Raw genomic sequence first — 21611 nt, 5'->3', positions numbered from 1 at the left:
GACGCGGGTGGGCAGCCGATTTGGGAGCTTCTCGCCGGGCACCTGGACCAGATCCTGGCCTGGATCAGGTCCTGGAACCAGTCTTAAGTAGCCGAATTGCGGATACAACTCGATTGGATCGGCCGACTAGCTGGACCACGGCGTGGCTGGAAGCTCATCCAGCCGAATCCATTTGAGCTGAGGAGGATTTGCTGCTCCGACGTCTTCCGCCAGCTGATGCCGGAGCTCACTCGCCAGGAGCCGCAAACTCTGCAGTTCTTCCTCGCTAAGCGGCGCGGTACTGGTTGCGCCGAGCGTCGCGTAGTCCTTGAACCCAACCTCGGCTATGGCGTTCAATAGGAGCATGTAGCGGTCCTTAGCCTTGGCTGTCAGGAACATTCCTCCAGGTTTCTCGCCAAAGTACCAGTTACCGAAGGCTTCGCGAATCCGATGCAGATCTTCACGCGTGGGCCGTTGTCGATCGGGAGGCCAGTAGCGCGGGAGGCAGCGCGCCACATGGAATAGGGCCTCATAGCGTTCGATTCGCTTGGTTTGCAGGGCCTGATCGTAGGCGTGTGCGAGCGTGAGTTTCATGTTCGACCGTGCGGTCAGGTACGTCACTGTGCCTCCGACGAGTGAACCAAGAACTGCTCCGAGTAGACCGACAAGTACGGTGACCACGCGTGCCTCACTTTGGTCAATCCGAGATATGAGACAACTATCGTTTCAGCCGGACCCTGCCAGCAGGCACGATCGACCAAATCGCTATGGCACACGGTTGCTACCGCAACATCCTGTTGTGCCGCTTACAAGTCTGTTCGGGCCGGTCAGGCCGCAGTCGGCCGAATGTACCAATGTGCGCACATGCGAACGGTGACGATCGGAGGCTGACGCGCGTCGCTGAGTGCCGTGCGATAGGGAATGCTGGTGTCGTGAGCGATCTACCGCGACGCTGGGATCCGATGACTTCGGTGCAGCGCGATCTCAACGATTCCATCTATCCCGGTGGTGACAAGTGGGAGGACCGGCATTGGATGAACGTGCCGGGTCCGTTCTACACGGCGCAGACCGATTCCTGTTGGACCGGAAGGGTTCACGCGCCGCGCAATGTGCTCTATGGCGGCGAGTACTACAACGAGTTCGTCTATCGCCAACCGAAGTCACCGACCGAGGTCGAATCCCTGCTGGAGGCAGCAGAGGCCGACCCGCTCGACGGCTACGCCTGCGATGGGGACTCGCGCTGGACCCCCGCGGCCGTTCGTGCCTGGTGGAGTGGTCGCGACAAGGTCGCCGAGCACCTTGCGGAGTTGCTCGCCCACTACACCAGGGAAGGTGCTGACTTTCTGGAAGGCGAAGCCGCAGAAGGTGTCCGGGACTTCCTCACCTATCTGGCCGGTGACCTCGAAACCGATCTGCGGGAGTATGTGTTCAGGTTGGAGAACGGTCGATATCCGGCCGACGACAGGCTGCCGAATCTGTAACCAGGTCCGTCCGGACATCCGCGATTGCCGCGTGGCGTGCGGTTCGAAGCGGCCACGCGGCAGGATCGAAGATCAACGTGCCGAGGCGAACTCGGCCGGGCCGAACGCACTGAACTGCCGATGAGCGGGCAGTTGGTGGGTCGTTGGAATGCTGGTGTCTCCGCGAGCCTGTTGTGGATGGTCTCACGGCCCTTCGATACCGACAGATGACCGGGACCCGGTCGCTTCTGCCCGTATCGTCACCGCGAATACTGTCAGTCCTGCCACGCAGGCCGCGACCAGAAGCCACCAACCGACCGCCATTTCGGCGAACGTCTGAACTGGCGCGATCCCTCGGTCCCACGCGTCCAGCACAACGACGAGCGCCGCCGCCGAACCACACGCGGCGGCAGCGGCTGCCACTGCTCGTCCGCTACCGCGCCGACCACTGATCAACAGGACCATTGCACCGACGGCCCCCAATGCGGCGAGAAACAGGGGAAGCCCCAGCACCCGAAAAGGTTCCAGCCCACGCCAAACCCGCCCCGGAGAGCGGTGATACAAGGGTGTGAACGAACCAGCCACCAGCAATGCGGCGAACACAAGCAGCGGCACCGTCGCAACGAAATCCAGAACCGAGTGTTCCGCGGGTCGCCGGTGTGCGGCTACCGCGGTGATTACGGCGCTCACCAGCGCCACAGCGGCAATGAGTACGCACAGCCACGATCCGCTCCCGAAACCGACGTCCATGCGAGTCGGCGTCGAACGTACCGAGAGGACGTTGAGAACCACGGTCAAGGCCGTCGTTCCCGAGAACACGATCGCGGTGACGAGAAACGTTCGCACTGCTCGACTTGCGGTGCCGCGCTCGGTGGCCAGCATGCCCGCAGCCACCGCCGCGATGGCCCCAGCGGTGATGAACGCGTAGCCGAGCACATTCTGAGCAAGATCCGCAATGGACCCGCGCGAGACGTACTTCCACGCCGTGCCTTCACTGTCGTACCGGAATCCGGTCCCTCCGGGATCACCCGCGTGGTAGCTGATCAATGTCGCGAACGAAGCGAGCACCAACAGACCCGCGATTCCGCCGAGCAGTACAACAGTGATTGTGTCCGCAACGGTGGGTGGGAACTTCGAGACATGTCGTGCACCAGCCTCGTTATGGTAGCCGGCAGGTGGCGGGTCGATATTCACAGCCACACGGTAATCAACGTCTCAGCGCATCGCAGATAACACCTATTGCGGGACTCGATGGAAGTCCAGTATCCGGAAATGCCGCGACCCGCGCGGTCCGAAGCGGCCAGCGCGGGTCTGCGTAAGGTCAGCGGGCAGAACTCATCTCGGCGTCGGCAACGCGCCGGAATGCCGAATACGGGATAGTTTGGACCCGCCAGTATCGAGAATCGGACGATTTCGCGGCGCCACCAGGTGGATGTCGAGCGGACCGAGATGCGCTCTACGACTTCACCGGCCGTACCAGCAAGCGCGCCGGGCCAGCGGTGGTGTGGTCGGGAGGTGACTATCCCGACCTGTACTACCGGCGGTGGGCGATAGGCCCGATGAGCAGGGGCTGGTCCAGCATGTCTGCGGTGAACGACACTCCGGTGACCTTCGCGGCCAGGGCGAAGGCCCTCGGCACGCCGGTGCTGAGGTTGATGTCCCAGGCGTCGGAATTGCTCTCGGGTTCATCCTCATCGGCGTCATAAATGTAGTCATCGTCGGTCATGTCCAGCTCCATGCCCAGCTCGCGCATGTAGTCGTTGAGCCGGTCGGGCTCGCTACCCCAACGGATATGCGGGTACCACAGTCGGTGGCCGGTCACGATCGTGCCGTCGATCGCGTACTCGAGGCTGTGCACGGCGTAGTCGTGTCGGGTGATCGCCAGGACCTCACAGTCTGCCGATAGCTCCGCCAGCGTCTTGTGGTCAGTCACCGACCACCCGCACGGTTCGATGGCCACGCTTCAGGCACCGGCCCGGAACACGCCCACGTAACCGCCGCCTTCCCCGCCGCCGGTCTTGCCGCTGTCGTTGAGCTCTTCGAAATCCGACTCCTGGCCGGCGGCGCCACCGTTGCTGAAGCGGCGCACCACCTCCGACGGGTCCAGGTTTCGGAAGAAGCCGACGCTGAAGATCACGCCCAGCGGGCCCGCTTGGCTCTCGGATGCGTTGAGCCACTGAAATGGGGCCAGGGGATCGGTTGTCGCCATATGGGTCATGGTGGCAGAGCACACCGACAACCATTCGATCGTCCGGATGCTTGATCACTGTCCTCAGCGCGGACTTCCCGTGGCTGCGTTGACGTCCGAGCGGCTCGCCGGCCTGATCCGCGAGGGTCAGCAGAACACCGGACTTGCTGCCACCGGCGACCATTCTTGCCGCGCAGGCGAGGTGGCCCTCGGCACCGAGCACATCGGATCGCCATCCGGGGCCGCCCGAAAGCACCGAAATGCCGCTGAGTGCGCTGACCGAACCGTCCAGGCGCGGCCCGGCCGAACGCGCTGAAGTAGCCGTCGAGCGCACCTCTTGTGGTCGGTCATCATTGAGTAGGGCGCTCGACTAGCCGCGCAGAGATGACCTCCTTCAGTTCGCTCATTGTTTTGGAGAATGCGGCTTCGAGATCCACCTCGTACCGGTGGGCCAAGATCAGAACTGACCAAAGGCAATCAGCGAGTTCATGCTCTAGTGCTTCGCGACCGCCTGGCATGGATCGCGTACCCTCCGCTGCCATAACGAGTTTCGCGAGATCACCGACGTCACCTACGAAACCGAGCATGAAGTCTTGTCGAGTCCATGTGTGGCCTCGCTCGGCGAGATTCAAGTCGTCGTAGAGGTCGTGCACTTCAATCGCACGTGCTTGAAGATCTTGGATGTCCACGAGTCAGGTCTACCAAGACTTTGTGTACGACGGCTGGCGTGGACACCCACTCTATGCCGCTTACGGGTCGACTCGCGGCCAGGACGTCTCTTTGGAAGAGCAACGCCCCGAAGTGATCTCGATGCGTGCGCAGTTCAGAACATCCGCAACTAGCCGAGGTGAGGGCACTCGACCGTTTCTTCAGCTGATCTGCCGATGGAGCTCGCAACACGGTTCCGGCACATAGTCGTCGGATGCCGGTTCAATCGACTGCAACTGTCGGGTGGATGTCAACCTTCCGAGACCAGGACCAGGAACAGGAAGGCGAGAAAGCGGGGGTCATCCCTTCCTTCGAAGAACTCTGGGAACTGCTCCTGCGCCGTTGGTGCGGGGCCGGGTTCGTCGAGGTGAGTTACTCGAAATCCGGTGTCGAAGAAGGTTTTGAACATCGTGGACAGTGATCGGTCCCAGAACGTCAGGTCGACGGCCTGCCCTGCCATGTCCTGCTCGCGACGAGGCCGTGTGGCGAAGTAGTTTGTTGTGTTGCCTGCTTGCAGGGCGGTGAACCATATGACAAGCGGATGTTCGACCGACAGGATCAGGCGGCCTCCCGGCTTGAGAACTCGTCGGATCTCCGTCAACGGGGAGTGCCAGTCCTCCAGGTAGTGCAGTGTCAGGGAGCAAACGACGTCGTCGAAGCTGGAGTCGTCGAATGGCAACGGGTCAGCTAGATCCGCGACGTAGAGCTCTGGGCCGCTCCCGACCCTGTTCCGGGCGATGTCGATCAATGCCTTGCTGCCGTCGACTCCGACAACAGTGGCTCCGCCTTCGAGTAAGTCGACAAGCGTTGGGCCGGAACCGCAACCGACATCGAGTACGTGCCTACCAGACACGTCACCGAGCAGACTGCGGATCGCGGGCCTGTTGTAGTGCTCGTTGAGCAGGCTGGTCGCGTTCTCCTGAGCGTAAGCGTCCGCGATCGGGTCGTACGCCGCAGCACGGCCAGAGTCGTCCACAGGAGTCGAAGTGTCCATGCTTCGAAGTTAACAGCGGGCTCTGTAGTCGAGCCATACCCCAACGCGCACAACGACATTCAACGCTTCGGCCTGCAAACGAATGGCCGGGAGCGCGGCGGGGCCGACCGGAATCCATCACTGTGCGCGATGGGCGGGTGCGTCGAGCAGGCCGTCGAGATGGGCTTTCGACCACTCGCACAGGCCGTAGATCGTTGCGAGGAGCTGGGTTCCGGCTGCGGTGAGCCAGTAGTCGACTCGGGGATTGGCGGTGCGGTGGTCGTACCGGGCGATGAGGCCGTGGGTTTCGAGGGCACGCAGGGTCTGGGTGAGCATCTTGTGGCTGATGCCCTCGATCGCGCGATGTAGTTCGCGGAAGCGGCGGTGACCGGATTGGACCTCCTCCAGAACCCGCAGGCCCCATCTGGTCGATACCACGGCGAACACGCGCAGCGCGATGTCGCGGGCCTGCTCGTCCTCATGATTGCTGGGCATCGCGCTCACCTTCAAGTGCGTACTGCTGTCATCGGCATAGTCACCGTAACGTCCTGGCGCATGCGGATCTTGAAGACCTATGCCCGGCTGTTCGTCGCCGATCTCGACCTCGCGCTGCCCTTGTACGAGCGGATGGTCGGCGGGACCGCGGATCTGAGATTCGGCTTCGAGCAGGCGGAGCTCGCAGCGATCGGCGACTTCCTGTTGATCGCCGGCCGGCCGGAACACACCGATCGCTACCGTGCGACGGTCGGGCCGGTGATTGTCGACGACCTGAATGTGGCGATCACCGAATTGGCCGACTCGGGAGCAGAGCTGACGGGTGGCCCGTTCATCAGCGAGACCGGGCGATTCGCGTATCTACGTCACCCGGACGGGGTGACCGTCGAATATGTCGAATGGGTGCCCGAGGTGCGGGCCAAGGTCCTGGGCTGAGTGTTCTGGGTCGAGCGAAGCTCGTCGACAGCCTTTTGGAGACGGTCCCAGCAATTTGGTTCCAATCAGGTGATATCCCCTAAGCGCAATCGATAGGTGAGTAGAACGAGGCTGTCGCCGACGATGCGGGTGCCGATGCGGTGCATGGGTTTTTGGTCGGTGGTCGGGCCGAACAGGCGCTCGCCTGCGCCCAGTACGACCGGGAAGATCATCAGTCGCAGCTCGTCGGCGAGATCGTGCTCGATCAGGGTGCGGGCGAGGGTGGCGCTGGCGTAGACGACGATGTCACCGCTTGTGTTTTGTTTGAGCTTGGTGACTTCGGTGAGGACGTCGCCGTTCAATACGGTCGAGTTCTGCCATGCGGGGTTCTCTAGGGTGGAAGAGACGACGAGTTTGGGCATGGTGTTGAGCCTGTCGGCCCATTCGCCGCGGCGCGGTGACCATCGGGGCGCGAACCATTCGAAGCTGCGGCGGCCGAGTAGCAAGGCCTCGGCAGCGACGGCCTCGGCACATTCGATCTGTGCCCAGTGCTCGCGGTCTTTGTCGCTGATTCGATCGAACCAGCCGCCACGATCGAAGCCCTCTTCGCCGGTGGGGTCCTGGATGACTCCGTCCAGGGAGATGTTCTCGGTGATGATGATCTGTCCCATGGTGATCCTCCTGAGTAGTTCACTGATGTAGAGACCACGCGATCGACAAACTGGGCGGGGTTCGAGCGCCCAGTTCACCGGCCAGTCGGTGTCTAAGGTGGTGAAGGTGTCGCACTCCCGGGAGCGGAGGTTCACATCCATGGCCGAAGGCAGCTTGCTGGCCAAGGCGCGATCAGGGGACGGAGACGCGTTTCGTGAACTGACCACGCCGTTTCGAACAGAGCTGCACGTGCATTGCTACCGGATGCTCGGGTCGTTCCAAGACGCCGAGGATGCACTTCAGGACACCTTTTTGGCGGCCTGGCAGGGGCTCGCCGGTTTCGAGGGACGCGCGTCGCTACGGACGTGGCTGTACCGGATCGCGACCAACTGTTGCCTGAACGCCCGCCGGTCGGCTAGTCGGCGCCCCGCCAGGGCGTGGGATGTGCCTGATGTGGAACCGCCTGAGCCGACCCGGTGGGGCGAGGTGGTCTGGCTGGAGCCGATCCCGGACGCGTTGTTCGAAGGCGCGATGGGCGCGCCGCTCGGACCGGAGACGCGTTACGAGCAATCGGAGTCGATATCCCTGGCGTTCGTCACCGCTTTGCAGATCCTCCCGCCGCGACAGGTGGCGGTGCTGGTTTTGCGTGATGTCCTCGGATTCCCGGCCCGGGATGTGGCTGAAATGCTCGATACGACAGTCGATTCGGTAACCAGCGCGCTGAAACGGGCGCGGGTGGGGTTACGGCAGCGAACGGCACCGTCCGGTCACGTCCTGCCACCGGCTTCCAAATCCGCGGACGAAGACGCGATCGTTGCCAAATTCGCGCGGGCCTACGAATCCTCGGATATCACGGCGTTGGTTGAGCTGCTCACCGATGACGTGTTCATTTCGATGCCGCCGATGCCCTTCGAGTACGAGGGCCGAGAAGCGGTGGGCCGCTTCTGTGCCCGATTGTTCGACGCCGGTCGACGGTACACCCTTATCCCGACGCGGGCCAATGGTCAACCGGCGTTCGGAACCTACGTGGCAGCTCCAACCGGCGTCCGCCATGGCACCGGCCTGATCGTGCTCACGTTGTCCGGCGATCAGATCAGCGCGATGACCCGATTCGACAACAGCGTGCTTCCCTGGTTCGGTCTGCCCAGTACTCTTTGATTTGGAAACAACGTATCGCGTTGGGAAACAGTCGGATACGGTTGAGGTGATCATCTGGCTCTCGGACGATCTGTCCCGACAGGAGCGATTCCCATGACCGACACCTCGCCCACGGAGCCCGGAAGCGCGGCACCCCCTGCGGTCGGCTCGGTAGAGATCGCCGTGTCCGCCGGCCGCCCAGCTCGCGCTGTCGATCTGACGAAGGCCGCGCCATTGGGCTGGTGGCCCGCGATCGCGGTCGGCCTTGTCGCGTTCATCGATCGGCTCGAGATCAACCTGATCGCCGGTGCGTTGCCCGCGATTCAGGATCACTTCGGGTTCGGTGACACCGCGGCGGGGGCGATTCCGACGGCCGCGAGTATCGCGGGCGCGGTGCTGCTGCTCCCGGCCGGCCGGCTTGCGGACCGGGCGCCCCGGGTGACCACCATCGCGATCGTGGTCCTGGTGTGGTCACTGTGTTCGGTCTTGAGCGGTCTGGCGACCACTTTCGTGCTGTTCTTCCTGGTGCGTGTGCTGATCGGCGCTGCCGGGCAGCTCTACAACCCGCCCGCCTCCAGCCTCCTCGCCGACTACTATCCGGCCCGGAGTCGCGGTAAGGCCTATGGGTTCGAGCGTGCCGGGTACTACCTGGGATTGCCGACCGGGGTCATCCTCGGCGGTGCGCTCGCGGAGGCGCTCGGCTGGCGCATGGTGTTCTTCGTCGCGGCGGTCCCCGGCCTGCTGGTCGCCGCACTGGTGCTGACCGTCCGAGAACCGTTGCGCGGCTTGGGAGATCGCCTGGACCGCCACCGCACCGGCGAACCCGCGACCACCGCGGCGGCGCCACGCGGGACCTCCCTGCTCGCCGAAGCGCGAGAACTGCTGCGAATCAGAACTCTGGCGGGAGTCGTGCTCAGCCAAGCGTTGCTCTCGCTCGGGATCGGAGGCGTGTTCTATTGGCTACCCACTCTGCTCGAACGCACCGAGAACCTCGGCTACGACACAGCTTCCGGACTCGCGGGCGCGGTCGGCGGCACCGGCATCGTCGTGGGCATCATCGCGGGCAGCAGATTCGGCGACCGCGCACACGCCCTCCGGCCCGGCCGCAGGATCACCGTCGCCACGGTGTTCCTGCTGACCGGAGCGCTCGCGCTCGCCGCCGCGCTACTCGTGCCCGGTGTCGCCGCGCGAGTCACCCTGATCGCCCTGGCTTGCGGCGGATTCGCCGGCGCCATCCCGAATCTCACCGCGGTCTCGGCCGACGTGGTCCCCGCCGCGCGTCGTGGCATGGGATTCGCTCTGCTCACCTTCTTGGTCACCCTCGGCGGTGCGCTCGGCCCATTCTTCGTCGGCTTCACTTCGGATCTGACCAACGCGGCAGGTTACCGCGGCGAACCACTCGTCCTGGCGATGCTCGCCCTGGTCCCGGCGATCTTCGGCGCGGTGGTGACCTTGCTGCGGATCGGGGACCGATACAAGGTGGACGCGCGCGCCGCCGTGGCGTGAGGACTCCACTCGAACAGGCTGCCGGTCGTTCGGTCACGCGGGCCGGCCGACCCGCAACGGCTTAGGGCGCTGATTATCCTAAGCCGACCCTAGGGTGGCGATCACGACGCTCGAGAAAGGATCATCACGATGCCACCGATTGTCCGCACCGGATCCGCCCTACCGCCGCGGGAGCGCTCGCTCAACCCCTTCGCCATCGTCGACGGCGCCGCCGATTTGATCACCTTCGTCGAAGAGGTCTTCGACGGCAAGGAACGCGAAGAGGCGCGTACCCCAATGCCTTCCGGCGACTGATTCACGCCGAAGTACAAATCGGCGATTCGGTCCTCCTGCTGGGCGACCGCCAGCCCGGCTGGCCGGTCATACCGGCGCTACTCCAGGTCTACGTCAACAACGCCCAGCAGGTGCTGGATCGCGCCGTCGACCGCAAAGCAGTAGTGATCACCGAGGTGACCCCCTTCTACGGCGGAGAGGACCTGGCCCGCCTACGCGACCCTTGGGGCAACATCTGGTGGTTGTACACCCCAGCCGCCGAAGGCGAGGATGCTGTTCCGCCGTGGGAGGGCGGCTCAACCTACGGCTTGGACTCGCTGGACGAAGCACTGCGCGCCATCGCCAACTCAGCCGACCACTAGCCGCCAGGCGATTGTGCGCTGCTTCTGGGCCGAATTCCGGAGTGGCCGCTTGACCTTCACGTAACGGCAACTTCTACCGTCGATAGCGGGCCGGATGGACCGGCTGGTCGGGAGCGATAGGGAGCGGCATGGGCTGGTCGATCGCGGAAGTGGCGAGGATGTCGGGTGTCACTGCTCGCACGCTGCGGCACTACGACGATATCGGCTTGCTCGAGCCCGCGTATGTGGGCGCCAACGGCTACCGCTACTACGAGGATCAGCAGTTGCTTCGCTTGCAGCAGATCCTCGTGTTGCGCGAGCTGGGCCTGAGTTTGGCCGAGATCGCGGAATCGGTGGAGTCGGAGCCGGATACGTTGGCTGCTTTGAAGCGGCAGCATGTTCGGCTGCTCTCCGAGCGGGACCGCTTGGCGCGGGTGGCTGAAACCGTGGCTCGCACCATCATTGAACTAGAGGGGAAAACCGAGATGGCAGTGCGGATCAATCGTCCGGAGAATCTGTTCGAGGGCTTCGAGAATGCACAGTATGAGGATGAGGTTCGCGAGCGGTGGCCGGCGCAGTTCGAGCAGTCCCAACGCCATGTCGCATCGATGAGCGCTGCGGATATCGAGCAGTGGCAGCGGGAGGGGACGGCGTGGATGATCCGGATGGCCGAGATGATGGCCGCTGGGACGCCGGTAGCGGATCCCGCTGTTCAAGCGGAAATTCACACGCATTACGAGGGCTTGTGCCGCTTCTGGACTCCGAGCAAGGAGGCATATAAAGGCATGGGCCAGATGTTCGTCGACGATGACCGGTACAAGGCGACCTACCTGAAGATCGCGGAGGGTCTCGCCGAGTATCAACGAGACGCGATGGTCGTCTACGCGGACGAACACCTCGGCGACTAGGTCAATCCCGGACAGGCTGGACTGCGCGCAGAACCATCTCGACGATCTCCGCGAGGTAGTCCGGCGAGGCCGATCCGCTGCGCAGGAGGACTCGGAACCACACAGCGCCTGCCAGCAGGTCCATGACCATCGACGGGTCGGTGCCCGGCTCGAGTTCACCACGCGCGCGGGCTCGCTCGAAGATCGGTTCTTCGCGCGCCATCCGATCGGCGAAGAAGGCGCGGAACAGCGTCGCGAGCTCCGGCCGTCGCGGGTCCGCGGACAGCGCTAGCGAAGCGATCTGCGCGCTGGGCGATACGGTCAGGAGGCGGGCGATCTGCGCGGCCAGCGACTGCAGATCCCCACGCAACGAACCCGTATCGGGGACATCGAATTCGAGTGCGCGCGAATCGATCAGGGCGCTCACGATCAGCTGATCCTTGCTCGACCACCAGCGGTAGATGGTCGTCTTGTTCACTTCGGCGCGACGGGCGACCGCCTCGATCGTCAGGCCGTCATATCCGTGTTCAGCCAAGAGTTCGAGGGTCGCGTCGAAGATCTCCTGCGCTTTGCGGGGCCCCGCGCCCTGGGCGTGCGGTGAACTCATGCGAGTGATCGTACGCAACGCACTGTTGCAATTGGCTGCCCGCCGCCGTAAATTGCAACGCAACGTTGCGTTGCATCGGGAGTCGGCAAACGAGAGATGGAAGTGCTTGTGTCGCAGGATGAATCGCCGGATCGACCAGTGCGCCGCCGCTGGACAGCTGGAGTCGCGGTAGCACTGGGACTGTGGGGAGCCACTGTTCCCGGGCCTGCCGGGGCGCAGGATCTCTCCTGCGCCCCGGCGATCGCGACCACCGCCATCGCTGCCTCGATCCCCGCCCTCGACTGGTCGGAGAACATCGGGTTCGACGCTCAGGGCGGTCTGTGGATATCGCGTACGCTTCGCAACGAAGTGCAAGGCTACGATCGCGCGGGAAATCTCACCACGACGGTCGCCGTGCCGGCACCCGGCGCGATTCGGCTCGGCCGCGACAATCTCTTATATGTGAATTCGGTCGATGTGCCGAACCTCTTGCCCCCTGGACGCGGTGGCGCGGTCCTCCGATTCGACCCGGCCGTGGCGGCGCCCACGCCAGAGATTTTCGTGTCCGGTCTGGGTGTGCCCAATGGGGCCGCATTCGATTCAGCGGGATACCTGTACGTGGGTGACCTCCTGATGGGTGTCGTTCGAGTGCGACCCGATGGCACGGTCGACAGCGCCTGGACCGCGCGGTCACCCAAGAACTTCGACATTCTGGGTGGGGTCAACGGTTACGGCATCAACGGCGTCGCGGTCGTCGGCGATTCGGTTTTCGCGGCAGTCACCGTCAGCGCCACCGGCCGCATTCTCCGCGTTCCGATCGACGCATCACACCCACCCGTGGCTATCGACCTGGCGCCGGGGATGCTATCCGGGCCGATGCTGCCCGACGACCTTGTTGCAGGATCAGACGGCATGCTCTACGTCGTCACCGCGACCGGGCAACTGGTTCGGGTAGATCCGGGCACGGGCAGCAGTTGCACGGTGCTGTCCACAATGCCGATGACCGCTGTCGCCTTCACGCCCGAGTCCGATCAGGACCTCCTGGCCACCACCGAGCACGGGTCGGTATTACGAGTCCGGCTCACCAATTGAGCGCCAGTTCTAACGGCACGTCATCGGGGCGCCGGCCGGTGCACGACGATTCCGGAGTTGAAGGTGGTCGTGCGCTGGCTACTCGCCTGTCGACGCGTGGATGATCTCGATCAGACTGGCGAAGCTTTCGAGGCCGGAACCCGCGGATATGCCTGCGCGAGTCAGTGAGCTGATCAGTTTCGGAAGGCGGGAGTCGATGCCGCGCTGATCGGCGGTCTGGATCAGATGGTCCATGAGTGGGGCGTCGAGTTCGAGCCATTCCTCCTCGCCTGGATAGCGGCGGTTGTCGATCTGCTGGGCGTAGTCGGTGATGACGGAGGCGATCGTGGTCGACATCCAGTGGGTCAGTAGCGGTGCTGTTGTGGTTGCGGGGATCTCGGCTGTGCGAAGCAGGGCGGCGCTGTGGAGATAGCCGGTGAGGGTTGCCCATGCGAAGGCGAGCATCGCTGTCTCGTAGAGGGTGGCGGTGCTGGGGTCTGGACCCAGATAGGTTGCGCTGCCGAGTGTTACGAGTAGGCCGTGATGCTGGTGGAACAGCTCGGGTGAGCCGCTGTAGACGAGGACGGTGTCGGATTTTCCGACATGCTCGGGGTGGCCCATGAGCGCGCCGTGGAGGTATCGTCCGCCGCGCTCGGTCACTTGGGCGGCCAGCCGGCGGGCCTGCGCGTCGGTGCCGGAGGTGAGGTTCACGACGTCGCGGGCTGTGACATGCGGAAGGGCTTCGGCGAGAATCCGGGTGGCGTCCTCGGGGTTGTCCGCACACATCAGGATCACCGACGACGCCATGGCGGCTCGCGCGGTGTCGGCTCGAACCACTCGAGGTAGCCAGGGCGCCTGCTCGCCCCAGACGATGACAGTGGCGTGGTCGGTCAGGACCCGCGCCAAGGCGGCCGCTCGTACACCGTCCCCGAGAACGGTCACCGAAGTAGTTGTTGGCGTAGACATTCGACATCTCCCTGGTTGGTGGAATGCCGTTACGCTAGGACCTCACATCCATGTGAAGGTCAAGGAAGTCGGACGATGTGGATCGGTGAACTGTCACGGCGGACCCGGGTCAGCCGTCGGCTGTTGCGCTACTACGAGGAACAGGGCCTGCTCGCGCCACGGCGGGTGAACAGCGGTTACCGGATCTACACGGAGCCCGATGTGGAGCGCGTGCAACGGATTCGAGTGCTGCTGAGCGCAGGCCTCAACACGGCGACCATTGCCCAAGTGCTGCCGTGCACAGTCGACACCGAGACGGGTCTGGCCGCGGCCTGCCCCGCATTGCTCGACGACCTGCGTCGCGAACACGACAGGATCTCGAGCGCGATGAGCGATCTCGAGAACACCCGGCGCGCTTTGGCTTCCATCATCACCGCGACCACTCGCGTGCACGCGGCTGGTCGCTGACTCGTCGGTGTGATTCTCGGCTCTTGTTCGCTATTTAGCTAGAGTGCTAATGTCCAAAACATGACCGAGATCGACCCCGCCGAGGAAGCTGGAGTGTTTCGCGCACTGGCCGATTCGACGCGCCGCCAGATCCTGGAGGACCTGCGCTCCGGCGAGCTGACCGCGGGGGATATCACCGCCCGGTTCCCGATCAGCGGTCCTTCGATCTCCCGGCATCTGGGCATCCTCAAGTCGGCCGGGCTGATCCGGGAGCGGCGGGAGGCCAATCGGATCTACTACTCGCTGGTCGAGGAACGACTGGCGTTGTGCGTCGGCAGGTTTCTGAGCGCGATCTGCCCGGAGCAGGTCATCGTCAAGCAGCGCCGGGGGCGCGATACCAAGAACGGAGCAGCCGGATGAGACCGCCGCGGATGTCCAGCGTCATCGAGCGTCGCCTGCTGGTGAACTACCGGGTCGACCCCGAGATAGCCGTGAGCATGATGCCGCCGACGATGCGACCACATTTGGTCAACGGCTGGGCGGTGGCCGGCATCTGCCTGGTTCGCCTCGGACAGTTCCGGCCCAGGGGGCTACCCGGCTGGGTCGGATTGCGCACCGAGAACGCGGCACATCGCATCGCGGTCGAATGGGACGGTCCGCAGGGACAGTCGAGCGGTGTCTATATCTCGCGGCGCGACAGCAACTCGCTGATCAACATCCTCGCCGGTGGCCGGCTCTTTCCCGGCGAGCACAGCGCGGCGCGGTTCGACGTCCGCGAAACGCCGCAGGACCTGCACGTCGCCTACCACACCCGCGACGAAACCATCTCCGTGAGTGTGGATGTCGGGACCACCGAGCGATTCCAGGGCAGCGAACTGTTCGCCGACCTGGCGCAGGCCTCGGCGTTCTTCCAGCAAGGCTCGGCCGGCTACTCGGCCACCCGCGGCGGCCACCGCCTCGACGGGCTCGAACTCCACACGGACGCCTGGCAGATCGAGCCGGTCGACATCCACTCGGTTCGATCCACCATCTTCGACGACCCCAACCGGTTCCCGCCCGGCACCGCGGAACTCGACTGCGCACTCCTGATGCGGCAGGTGCCGGTCACCTGGCGCCCCCTCGAGTCGCTCGACGTGAAGGATGCGCCCGCGACAGCTGTTTGAAGTCCTCCGAGGCGGGTATTGCGCGCGTTCGGGTCACCACGACCGATCTTGATCCCTGTTCAGCGCCACCGCATACCCACACTTCTAACTGGAGGAAGACCGAACGTGCCCCAAACGCGAGAATCCGCCTTGCAGAACACTGTCGGCTCGTCGAGTGCCGCGGCACTCGACGGCCGGGAGGCAATGCCGACGCCGGATCACCGCAACCGCACCGTACATCTGGTCAGCAGAGTCGCGCCGGGGTTGTCGGATGCGGCGCTCGCCGAGCTCATCTCGGTCGCTGAGCGGCTGCGGCGTGAAGAGGGGCTGGTGCCGGTCGAGCTCACCGCGCAGTGGTGAGGACGTCCAGCACAGGCCGGTACCGCCGCGGGATCTTAGGATGGCGCGTGGGCCCGGGATGGCGGGCGCCGTCGAGATCGCCGAGGAGCCGGTTGTGTCGGACACGTTTGTTGTCGCTGCTCGAATTCCGCTGGGGCGGAAGGAGTTCGAGCAGTGGTTGGCGACGCCGGCGCCGGGGCCGGAGGTCATCGAGAATCACGATGCGATGTATGCGGGGTGGTTCTGGGACGGGAAGGAGCCGGATTGGCGGCACGCCGAGCAAGGGGTAACGCCTCGGGAGTACTTCGGCGACTGCTTCGGGGAGGACGCCGGTGGACTGACCTATGTACTGCGGTATCGGGAGGGGGCGCTCGAGGCGTATCTGATGCACTTCGGGTTTTGTGAGGCCAACATCTATACCGCGCTGGTGCTGCTCGCCGCGGCCGGGCGGTGGAGTTCGGCGCCGAGCGTGGTGTTGTTCTGGGCCGAGACCAGCGGATCGATGTTCGCGGCCGATTCGGACGGCTGGTTGGCGACCCTGTCGGTGGGTGCCGAGGGTGCGCGGTTCCTCGCCGATACCGATCTCACGGCGACGATCGCGCAGTTGCGGACGGCCGAGGCGAGCTACTTCGATCTGCTCGTCCGGTTGGCCGCGGTCGAGGAATCGGTGGGCGGCGCGTCGAATTTCGCCGCGATCGCCCGCGATCCACTGTATGTGGATGCCGCGGTTCTCGCCGCGAGCTGACGAGCTGCGGCGTCGCTGACGCGGGTCAGTTGCCGGGTGCGTGCGCTGGACGAGCCAGGCGGGTCGGGGCCAGCCGGCCGCGCAGGGCCACCGACTCGCCGAGCTGCCAGTGCTCGGCTTCGGCAGGATCGGCCGCGGTGACCGTCTTGTCCGAGGTGAGCAGCAGGGAATCCTGTTTCGCCAGTTCGCAAAGCCGGGCGGCTTCGTTCACCGCGTCACCGATCACCGTGAATTCGTAGCGCTGCCGGGCGCCGACATTGCCCGCGACGACACGGCCTTCGGCGATGCCGATCGCCGCCACGAAATCCGTGCCGTCGGTGTCGAGCCGGGCACGGATCGCGCGGCCGCACGCCAAGGCGGCGCCCGCGGCGTCGGGAAGCGGTGTGGGCGTGCCGAATACGGCCAGCGCGGCGTCACCCTCGAACTTGTTGAGCAGGCCGCCGTGGCGTTCCACCTCGTCCACCACCACCCCGAAGAAGCGATTGAGAATCGCGACCATGTCGGGGGCGGGGAGGGACGCGGCCATGGTGGTGGAGCCGACGATGTCGATGAACAGGGCCGCCGCTTCGACCTCGATCCCGCCCAGCCGCGCGTCGCCGGTCAGCGCGGCGTCGGCGACCTCGCGGCCGACGTGCCTGCCGAACAGGTCCCGGATCTGCTCGCGTTCGCGCAAGCCGCTGACCATGCTGTTGAATCCGCTTTGCAGTTCACCCAATTCGGTGCCGTCGTAGACGGGGAGCTCCAGGTCGAATTCACCCTTCTCCACTTCGCGCATGGCGCGGCGCACACCGTTGATCGGGGCGACAGCCGCGGCCAATGTCTGGGTCATCAGCAGCAGGCCGATCAGCAGGGCCGCACCGCCCAGCGACAGGACGCACACCGCCAGCCGCGCCGTGCTCACGTCGTCGGTGCACAGCGCGAGCACCGCCAAGACCATCAGCCCCGCCACGGGCAGGCCCGAGCCGACCAGCCACATCAGCAGCGATCGCCCGAAAACGCCGATTCCGGTGGGGGAGCGGGACGTTCGAGCCGACAGGACCCGTGAGGTCACCGGACGCAACGCGAATTCGATGATCAGGTAGGTGCTCGCGCACACCACGACCGCGCTGAGGGTGATGCCGAACGCGACCTTGGCGATCAACCGGGGGTCGGCGAGTCCGGCGAGCAGCGTGAGCACGAGCACTCCGCCGAACCACAGCACCGCCTGCATGCGCACCAGCCGCCGTGGCACCGCGGCCGCGGCGGTCTGCTGTTGTTCGGTGGGTACCGAGTCGGGGTCGAGGGCCCAGCCCAGCGCGCGCAAACCGCGCGCGGTACCCCACCAGACACCGATCACCATCGCCGCCACCGCGTACACCGGAGCGGCGACGGCATCGACCAGGATGAGTTTCTCGGTGAAGACCGACGGTCCGGGAAGCACGAAACCGATCAGCGTGATCGACACGATGACGCCGGCCAGGTTGGCCAGCACGATCGGCACCGTCAACAGCACCTGGATGCGAAGCCGCCGCCTGCCCGCGGTCTCATCCTCGCGTCCGAGTAGCCGCGACCCCCACGGCGCCGCCGTGAGTGGGTCGTTGCTGCGCAGCATGCTGTGCCCGCCCTTTCCGGCGCTACATCGTTCGAGGCTGGGCAACCATAGCTGCCGGGCGCTGCGTGCGGGACGACCAGCTTCAGCTCATTGAGTGAACAAGTGTGCACTGAGGCTAGCCCGTGTCGAACGGTGCTCGCAACTCAGACGCTCCGATGACCCGCCGGATCCTCGTCGAGCCGGAACCGCTGCCGGACATCCGGGCGGCTCAGTAGTTTTGCCGGGTAGCCGGGGCCTGGGCGCGGCGTCACGTCGTGGACGTCCAGGGGTTGGCGGCAATGTCCGCAGACGATCTCGGCGGTGCTGTCGTGTCCGCAGGGTTCGTGATGGAAGACCAGCGGTGGACCGGACTCGTCGGCCAGCCAGCGATCGCCCCAGCGGGTCATCGCCGCCACCACCGTGTAGAAGTCCCGGCCTGATTCGGTCAGCACGTATTCGTGCCGCACCGGCTGGGTCTCGTAGACGCGTTTGTCGAGCAGTCCCTCGTCGACGAGTCGCCGTAACCGTTCCGAGAGGGTGTTACGGGCGATTCCGAGCCCCTGCTGGAATTCGTCGAATCGGCGGACCCCGTAGAAGGCTTCCCGCAGGACCAGGGGCGTCCACGAGTCGCCCAGCAGGTCGATGGTGCGGGCGAACGAGCAGGGCCAATTCGCGAACGAGGTGCGCCTCATGGGTTCCATCGTAGACGATCCAATGATGAGACCTAGCAGTTCCTGGCGGTGCCACCCTCTTGATTAGTGGGTCTGATTACGCAACTATGGAGGTAGATTGCTTGAGAGAGGAACGCTATGGAGTGGACCGGACAGGTCTATGCGGATACGCCAGTGATAGCGGTCGATACCTACATCGACGCGCCCCCTTCCTCGGTGTGGGAGCTGGTGAGCGATATCCACCTGATGCCCACCCTGAGCTCCGAGGTCCGCGACGTCGCCTGGCTCGATGACGCGACCGCCCCCGGCGTCGGGCGCCGCTTCGTCGGACGCAACGCTCATCCATCACTGGGGGAGTGGGAAACGATCTGCACCGTGGTCGAGTACCAGCCGCCGGCGCGATTCGCCTGGGCAGTCGGCGATCCGGGGCATCCCTCCTCGGTGTGGCGGTTCAGTCTGCGCGCGCAGGGTGCCGGAACGCTGCTCGAACAGCAGGCACAGATGGGTCCCGCCCGGTCCGGGTTGAGCTTCGCGATCGACGCCATGCCGGAGAAGGAGCAGAAGATCGTCTTCGTGCGGCTGCGCGAGTTCGAGAACGGGATCACGGCGAATCTGGCCGCGATCAAACAGCTCGCCGAAGAGGAGCGTTGATGCGTACCGCGACCACCGTCGAGGGCACCGGCGGCGAGTGGCGTGAGATCAGCGATTTCGTCGTCGAAGCCGAGAAGCTGGGCTTGGACATGTGCTGGGTCGCGGAGGCGTGGGGGAGCGACGCACCCTCGCCGCTGGGATACCTGGCGGCGCGCACCGACACCATCGTGCTGGGATCGGGGATCATCCAGCTCGCCACCCGCTCGCCGGTGACGATCGCGCAAACCGCGATGACGTTGGCGCAGTTGTCGAATGGCCGATTCCGGCTCGGCCTGGGCGCCTCGGGGCCACAGGTTATCGAAGGGCTGCACGGAGTTTCGTTCGCGCGCCCGCTGCGCCGGATGCGCGAGACGATCGAGATCGTGCGCCAGGTCATGTCCGGCGCGAAGGTGTCGTACCGGGGCAGCGAGTTCGCGATTCCGCTGCCGGATGGACAGGGCCGGCCCATGCGGGTCAGCCTCGCGCCGGTAGAGGTGCCGATCTATCTGGCGACTCTCTCGCCGAAGATGCTCGAACTCACCGGGGAGGTCGCGGACGGCTGGCTCGGTACCAGTTTCGTTCCCGAGGGCGCACAGGACGCGTATTTCACGCACCTGGATACCGGGCTGGCGCGCTCCGGGCGTACCCGATCCGATCTGGACATCTGTCAGGGGGCGGAGGTCAACATTGTTCCCGACGAGAGCGAATTGCCGCGGGTGATCGGCAGCCGGAAACTCGAGCTCGCGTTCTCGCTCGCGGCGATGGGCACGGCGACCACCAACTTCTACAACGCCGCCTACAGCCGCCAAGGCTGGTCGGAGGTCGCCGCCGAGGTGCACGAGCGCTGGCACAGTGGCGATCGCGCGGGGGCCGCGGCGCTGATCTCGGACGAGATGGTGCTGGCGACCACGCTCATCGGCACGCGCGAGATGGTCCGGGATCGGTTGTCGGTCTGGCAGAGCGCGGGCGTGAATACGGTGCGGCTCTACCCTGCCGGTGACACGCTCGCGGCACGCCTGGACAACCTCGCCCAGGGCATCGAGCTGATCGACACGCTGCCTTCCGCATAGCTCGCTCCGCGCGGCACCACCGGTTCACAGTCCGGCGGCGGTGAGCCGGTGGTCGGCTTCGAGCAGCATCCACCCGCTGAGCTGAACCGACAGATCGGGACTCAGGTTCTCCGCGGGCGACTCGGGGGCCAGCATGAGGTGGGCGACGATCTGCGGAACGCCCGACACGGTGACCGGGCGGGACCAATCCACCCCGAACAGCGGGAGTCCGTCCACCTCGGCGCGGTTCTCCCAGGCCGCCCGGGCGGAATCGTGCACGATCCGTGCGGCGGTGGTGTCGTCCAGCGCCAGCGCGGCTTCGGCGAGATAGCGGGCGAGGATGCCCATGAACAGCCCGGAATCGTCGCCGCCGGACGCGGCGATCACGCCCGCGTTCGTGAGTCCGGCGCCGGTCGCCGCGACGAGGTCCGTCACGCGGCGGCGCCGGGCCGAATCGCTTGTGCGCACGGCCAATTCGGTTTCCAGTCCGATGGCGACGCCCTGGCAGTAGGTCAGGGTGGTGCGGTTCACCTGCCCGCCGGGCTCGTGGACTCCGTCGAGGGTCAGGCCGCTGCCGGGGTCCCGCAAGCGGGTGTGCAGGAAGTCGGCCAACTGCCCGGCGCGGGATAGTTCGCCCAGTCGCGCGAAGGCGATGCCGGTCGGGCCGATCGCGGGAGTGTTGTAGTAGTCGTCGCCGAACCGCCAGGGCACCGCGCCGACCTCCGGATTCCAGCCGGCGAGCAACGCCTCCCGCAAATCTCCGACGGCGTCACCGAACCGGACGCCGAGTAGTCGATCGGCGCGTTCGAGCGTGATCGCCAGCCATCCCATGTCGTCGTAGTACCGGTTGGTCCAGCCGGTGAGATTGCGGGTTCGAATACCGCGTGCGAGAGCGGCTACCCGGTCGAGCCGTTCCGGGTCGCGGGTGCGGTGGGCGGCGTCCACCGCACAGTCCAGTAGGTGTGCCTGCCACCAGTAACACCATTTCACGAACGACAGATCCGCCACCGACGACGGCCACACCAGCTTGCCCAGTCGCAATCCCGGCTGCCCCCAGAGCGACCGCACATGCCGCCGCACGATCGCCTGCTCGGCCGATTCGGCCCGCTGCCTGCTCGCCTCGGGGCCCGCGGCATACGGGCTGACATTCCGCGTGATGCTCCCGGTCGGCGCCGGTCGGGTCACCGCGGTGATCGCGACCGAGGACCCCGCCGCGATCAATAACTGGCGGCGGCTGACCCCTGAGTGCCGGTGATCCATCCGCACAGGCTCCTCCGCCAGATCAATGATCACCGACAATGAGAACCGCTCGGTTCAAGCCTATCTCGCCAAGGCCCCGGCCGCGCTGAGGCGGATCGGCCGACTTCTGCGACTGGCTCCGGCGAACTGCCACTCCCTTCCCAC

28 protein-coding genes are annotated in these 21611 nt (G+C 65.3%); 15 read left to right on the top strand and 13 right to left on the bottom strand.

Features of this window, described 5'->3' with window-relative positions:
• Positions 1-126: 126 nt before the first annotated feature.
• Positions 127-600 carry a hypothetical protein gene (locus tag AB0M14_RS32425; protein WP_365001995.1) on the bottom strand — a complete coding sequence of 158 codons (474 nt, stop codon included), beginning with the start codon at positions 598-600 and terminating at the stop codon, positions 127-129.
• A gap of 341 nt (positions 601-941) precedes the next feature.
• Between AB0M14_RS32425 and AB0M14_RS32420 the strand changes: the two genes are divergently transcribed.
• Complete coding sequence (locus tag AB0M14_RS32420) at positions 942-1460, top strand: ferredoxin (protein WP_365001992.1); 519 nt, start codon at positions 942-944, stop codon at positions 1458-1460.
• 183 nt (positions 1461-1643) lie between these two features.
• Here the strand turns inward: AB0M14_RS32420 and AB0M14_RS32415 are convergent, their stop codons facing one another.
• The 6 genes from AB0M14_RS32415 to AB0M14_RS32390 all read right to left on the bottom strand — a co-directional run bounded on the left by AB0M14_RS32415 (position 1644) and on the right by AB0M14_RS32390 (position 5803).
• Positions 1644-2633, bottom strand: coding sequence for a hypothetical protein (locus tag AB0M14_RS32415; protein WP_365001989.1), 990 nt, complete (start codon positions 2631-2633; stop codon positions 1644-1646).
• 340 nt (positions 2634-2973) lie between these two features.
• Complete coding sequence (locus AB0M14_RS32410) at positions 2974-3399, bottom strand: DUF6461 domain-containing protein (protein WP_365001987.1); 426 nt, start codon at positions 3397-3399, stop codon at positions 2974-2976.
• A gap of 3 nt (positions 3400-3402) precedes the next feature.
• Complete coding sequence (locus tag AB0M14_RS32405; protein ID WP_365001985.1) at positions 3403-3648, bottom strand: hypothetical protein; 246 nt, start codon at positions 3646-3648, stop codon at positions 3403-3405.
• A 329-nt stretch (positions 3649-3977) separates the two neighbouring features.
• Positions 3978-4316, bottom strand: a complete 339-nt coding sequence (locus AB0M14_RS32400; protein ID WP_365001983.1) for a MazG nucleotide pyrophosphohydrolase domain-containing protein — start codon at positions 4314-4316, stop codon at positions 3978-3980.
• A 269-nt stretch (positions 4317-4585) separates the two neighbouring features.
• Positions 4586-5329: a methyltransferase domain-containing protein gene (locus AB0M14_RS32395; protein WP_365001981.1), complete on the bottom strand. Its 744-nt coding sequence runs from the start codon at positions 5327-5329 to the stop codon at positions 4586-4588.
• A 117-nt stretch (positions 5330-5446) separates the two neighbouring features.
• Positions 5447-5803, bottom strand: coding sequence for a helix-turn-helix domain-containing protein (locus AB0M14_RS32390; protein WP_365001978.1), 357 nt, complete (start codon positions 5801-5803; stop codon positions 5447-5449).
• 60 nt (positions 5804-5863) lie between these two features.
• On the opposite strand from AB0M14_RS32390, the gene AB0M14_RS32385 reads away from it, so the two are divergent.
• Complete coding sequence (locus AB0M14_RS32385; protein WP_365001975.1) at positions 5864-6238, top strand: VOC family protein; 375 nt, start codon at positions 5864-5866, stop codon at positions 6236-6238.
• A 65-nt stretch (positions 6239-6303) separates the two neighbouring features.
• On the opposite strand, the gene AB0M14_RS32380 is transcribed toward AB0M14_RS32385, so the two are convergent.
• Entirely contained in the window at positions 6304-7053 is a 750-nt protein-coding gene (locus tag AB0M14_RS32380; RefSeq protein ID WP_365001973.1) for a dihydrofolate reductase family protein, read from the bottom strand.
• Here AB0M14_RS32380 and AB0M14_RS32375 point away from each other — a divergent pair.
• From AB0M14_RS32375 to AB0M14_RS32355, 5 genes are all read left to right on the top strand, one after another.
• Positions 7028-8026: a sigma-70 family RNA polymerase sigma factor gene (locus tag AB0M14_RS32375; protein ID WP_365001970.1), complete on the top strand. Its 999-nt coding sequence runs from the start codon at positions 7028-7030 to the stop codon at positions 8024-8026. The genes AB0M14_RS32380 and AB0M14_RS32375 overlap by 26 nt on opposite strands.
• Before the next feature lie 93 nt (positions 8027-8119).
• Positions 8120-9511 carry an MFS transporter gene (locus tag AB0M14_RS32370; RefSeq protein ID WP_365001967.1) on the top strand — a complete coding sequence of 464 codons (1392 nt, stop codon included), beginning with the start codon at positions 8120-8122 and terminating at the stop codon, positions 9509-9511.
• Positions 9512-9640: 129 nt separating this feature from the next.
• On the top strand, positions 9641-9805 hold the full coding sequence (locus tag AB0M14_RS32365) for a hypothetical protein (RefSeq protein WP_365001964.1): 165 nt from the start codon (positions 9641-9643) through the stop codon (positions 9803-9805).
• A gap of 110 nt (positions 9806-9915) precedes the next feature.
• The gene (locus tag AB0M14_RS32360) at positions 9916-10146 is read left to right on the top strand and encodes a hypothetical protein (RefSeq protein ID WP_365001962.1); all 231 of its coding nucleotides are present in this window, start codon (positions 9916-9918) and stop codon (positions 10144-10146) included.
• Between the two features lie 128 nt (positions 10147-10274).
• Positions 10275-11033 (top strand): MerR family transcriptional regulator, encoded by a 759-nt coding sequence (locus AB0M14_RS32355; RefSeq protein ID WP_365001959.1) that lies wholly within the window; start codon positions 10275-10277, stop codon positions 11031-11033.
• Between the two features lies 1 nt (position 11034).
• Here the strand turns inward: AB0M14_RS32355 and AB0M14_RS32350 are convergent, their stop codons facing one another.
• Complete coding sequence (locus tag AB0M14_RS32350; RefSeq protein WP_365001956.1) at positions 11035-11619, bottom strand: TetR/AcrR family transcriptional regulator; 585 nt, start codon at positions 11617-11619, stop codon at positions 11035-11037.
• 108 nt (positions 11620-11727) lie between these two features.
• Between AB0M14_RS32350 and AB0M14_RS32345 the strand changes: the two genes are divergently transcribed.
• Positions 11728-12690 carry a hypothetical protein gene (locus tag AB0M14_RS32345; RefSeq protein WP_365001954.1) on the top strand — a complete coding sequence of 321 codons (963 nt, stop codon included), beginning with the start codon at positions 11728-11730 and terminating at the stop codon, positions 12688-12690.
• Between the two features lie 78 nt (positions 12691-12768).
• Here the strand turns inward: AB0M14_RS32345 and AB0M14_RS32340 are convergent, their stop codons facing one another.
• Positions 12769-13635 carry a hypothetical protein gene (locus AB0M14_RS32340; protein WP_365001951.1) on the bottom strand — a complete coding sequence of 289 codons (867 nt, stop codon included), beginning with the start codon at positions 13633-13635 and terminating at the stop codon, positions 12769-12771.
• 75 nt (positions 13636-13710) lie between these two features.
• Between AB0M14_RS32340 and AB0M14_RS32335 the strand changes: the two genes are divergently transcribed.
• The 5 genes from AB0M14_RS32335 to AB0M14_RS32315 all read left to right on the top strand — a co-directional run bounded on the left by AB0M14_RS32335 (position 13711) and on the right by AB0M14_RS32315 (position 16287).
• The gene (locus tag AB0M14_RS32335) at positions 13711-14082 is read left to right on the top strand and encodes a MerR family transcriptional regulator (protein WP_365001948.1); all 372 of its coding nucleotides are present in this window, start codon (positions 13711-13713) and stop codon (positions 14080-14082) included.
• Positions 14083-14142: 60 nt separating this feature from the next.
• Entirely contained in the window at positions 14143-14481 is a 339-nt protein-coding gene (locus tag AB0M14_RS32330; RefSeq protein ID WP_365001945.1) for a metalloregulator ArsR/SmtB family transcription factor, read from the top strand.
• Complete coding sequence (locus AB0M14_RS32325; RefSeq protein WP_365001942.1) at positions 14478-15224, top strand: DUF2071 domain-containing protein; 747 nt, start codon at positions 14478-14480, stop codon at positions 15222-15224. The genes AB0M14_RS32330 and AB0M14_RS32325 overlap by 4 nt, the downstream gene beginning before the upstream one ends.
• Before the next feature lie 105 nt (positions 15225-15329).
• Complete coding sequence (locus tag AB0M14_RS32320) at positions 15330-15563, top strand: hypothetical protein (RefSeq protein ID WP_365001939.1); 234 nt, start codon at positions 15330-15332, stop codon at positions 15561-15563.
• A 40-nt stretch (positions 15564-15603) separates the two neighbouring features.
• The gene (locus tag AB0M14_RS32315) at positions 15604-16287 is read left to right on the top strand and encodes a hypothetical protein (protein WP_365001937.1); all 684 of its coding nucleotides are present in this window, start codon (positions 15604-15606) and stop codon (positions 16285-16287) included.
• A 25-nt stretch (positions 16288-16312) separates the two neighbouring features.
• Here AB0M14_RS32315 and AB0M14_RS32310 read toward each other — a convergent pair whose 3' ends face one another.
• Together AB0M14_RS32310 and AB0M14_RS32305 are read right to left on the bottom strand one after the other, a co-directional pair.
• Positions 16313-17878, bottom strand: a complete 1566-nt coding sequence (locus AB0M14_RS32310) for an adenylate/guanylate cyclase domain-containing protein (protein WP_365001935.1) — start codon at positions 17876-17878, stop codon at positions 16313-16315.
• A gap of 143 nt (positions 17879-18021) precedes the next feature.
• Positions 18022-18549, bottom strand: a complete 528-nt coding sequence (locus AB0M14_RS32305; RefSeq protein ID WP_365001933.1) for a helix-turn-helix domain-containing protein — start codon at positions 18547-18549, stop codon at positions 18022-18024.
• Between the two features lie 117 nt (positions 18550-18666).
• Between AB0M14_RS32305 and AB0M14_RS32300 the strand changes: the two genes are divergently transcribed.
• Positions 18667-19179, top strand: a complete 513-nt coding sequence (locus AB0M14_RS32300) for an SRPBCC family protein (protein ID WP_365001930.1) — start codon at positions 18667-18669, stop codon at positions 19177-19179.
• A complete protein-coding gene (locus tag AB0M14_RS32295; protein WP_365001927.1) occupies positions 19179-20228 on the top strand; it encodes an LLM class flavin-dependent oxidoreductase in 1050 nt (349 codons plus the stop codon). The genes AB0M14_RS32300 and AB0M14_RS32295 overlap by 1 nt, the downstream gene beginning before the upstream one ends.
• 24 nt (positions 20229-20252) lie before the next feature.
• Here AB0M14_RS32295 and AB0M14_RS32290 read toward each other — a convergent pair whose 3' ends face one another.
• Positions 20253-21467, bottom strand: coding sequence for a glycoside hydrolase family 76 protein (locus AB0M14_RS32290; RefSeq protein WP_365001925.1), 1215 nt, complete (start codon positions 21465-21467; stop codon positions 20253-20255).
• Between the last annotated feature and the right edge of the window lie 144 nt (positions 21468-21611).

It is taken from the genome of Nocardia sp. NPDC051832, from assembly GCF_040681285.1.
GTDB lineage: Bacteria > Actinomycetota > Actinomycetes > Mycobacteriales > Mycobacteriaceae > Nocardia.
Note: the sequence above shows the minus strand (reverse complement) of the source record. Positions and strands in the feature narration are given on the sequence as shown.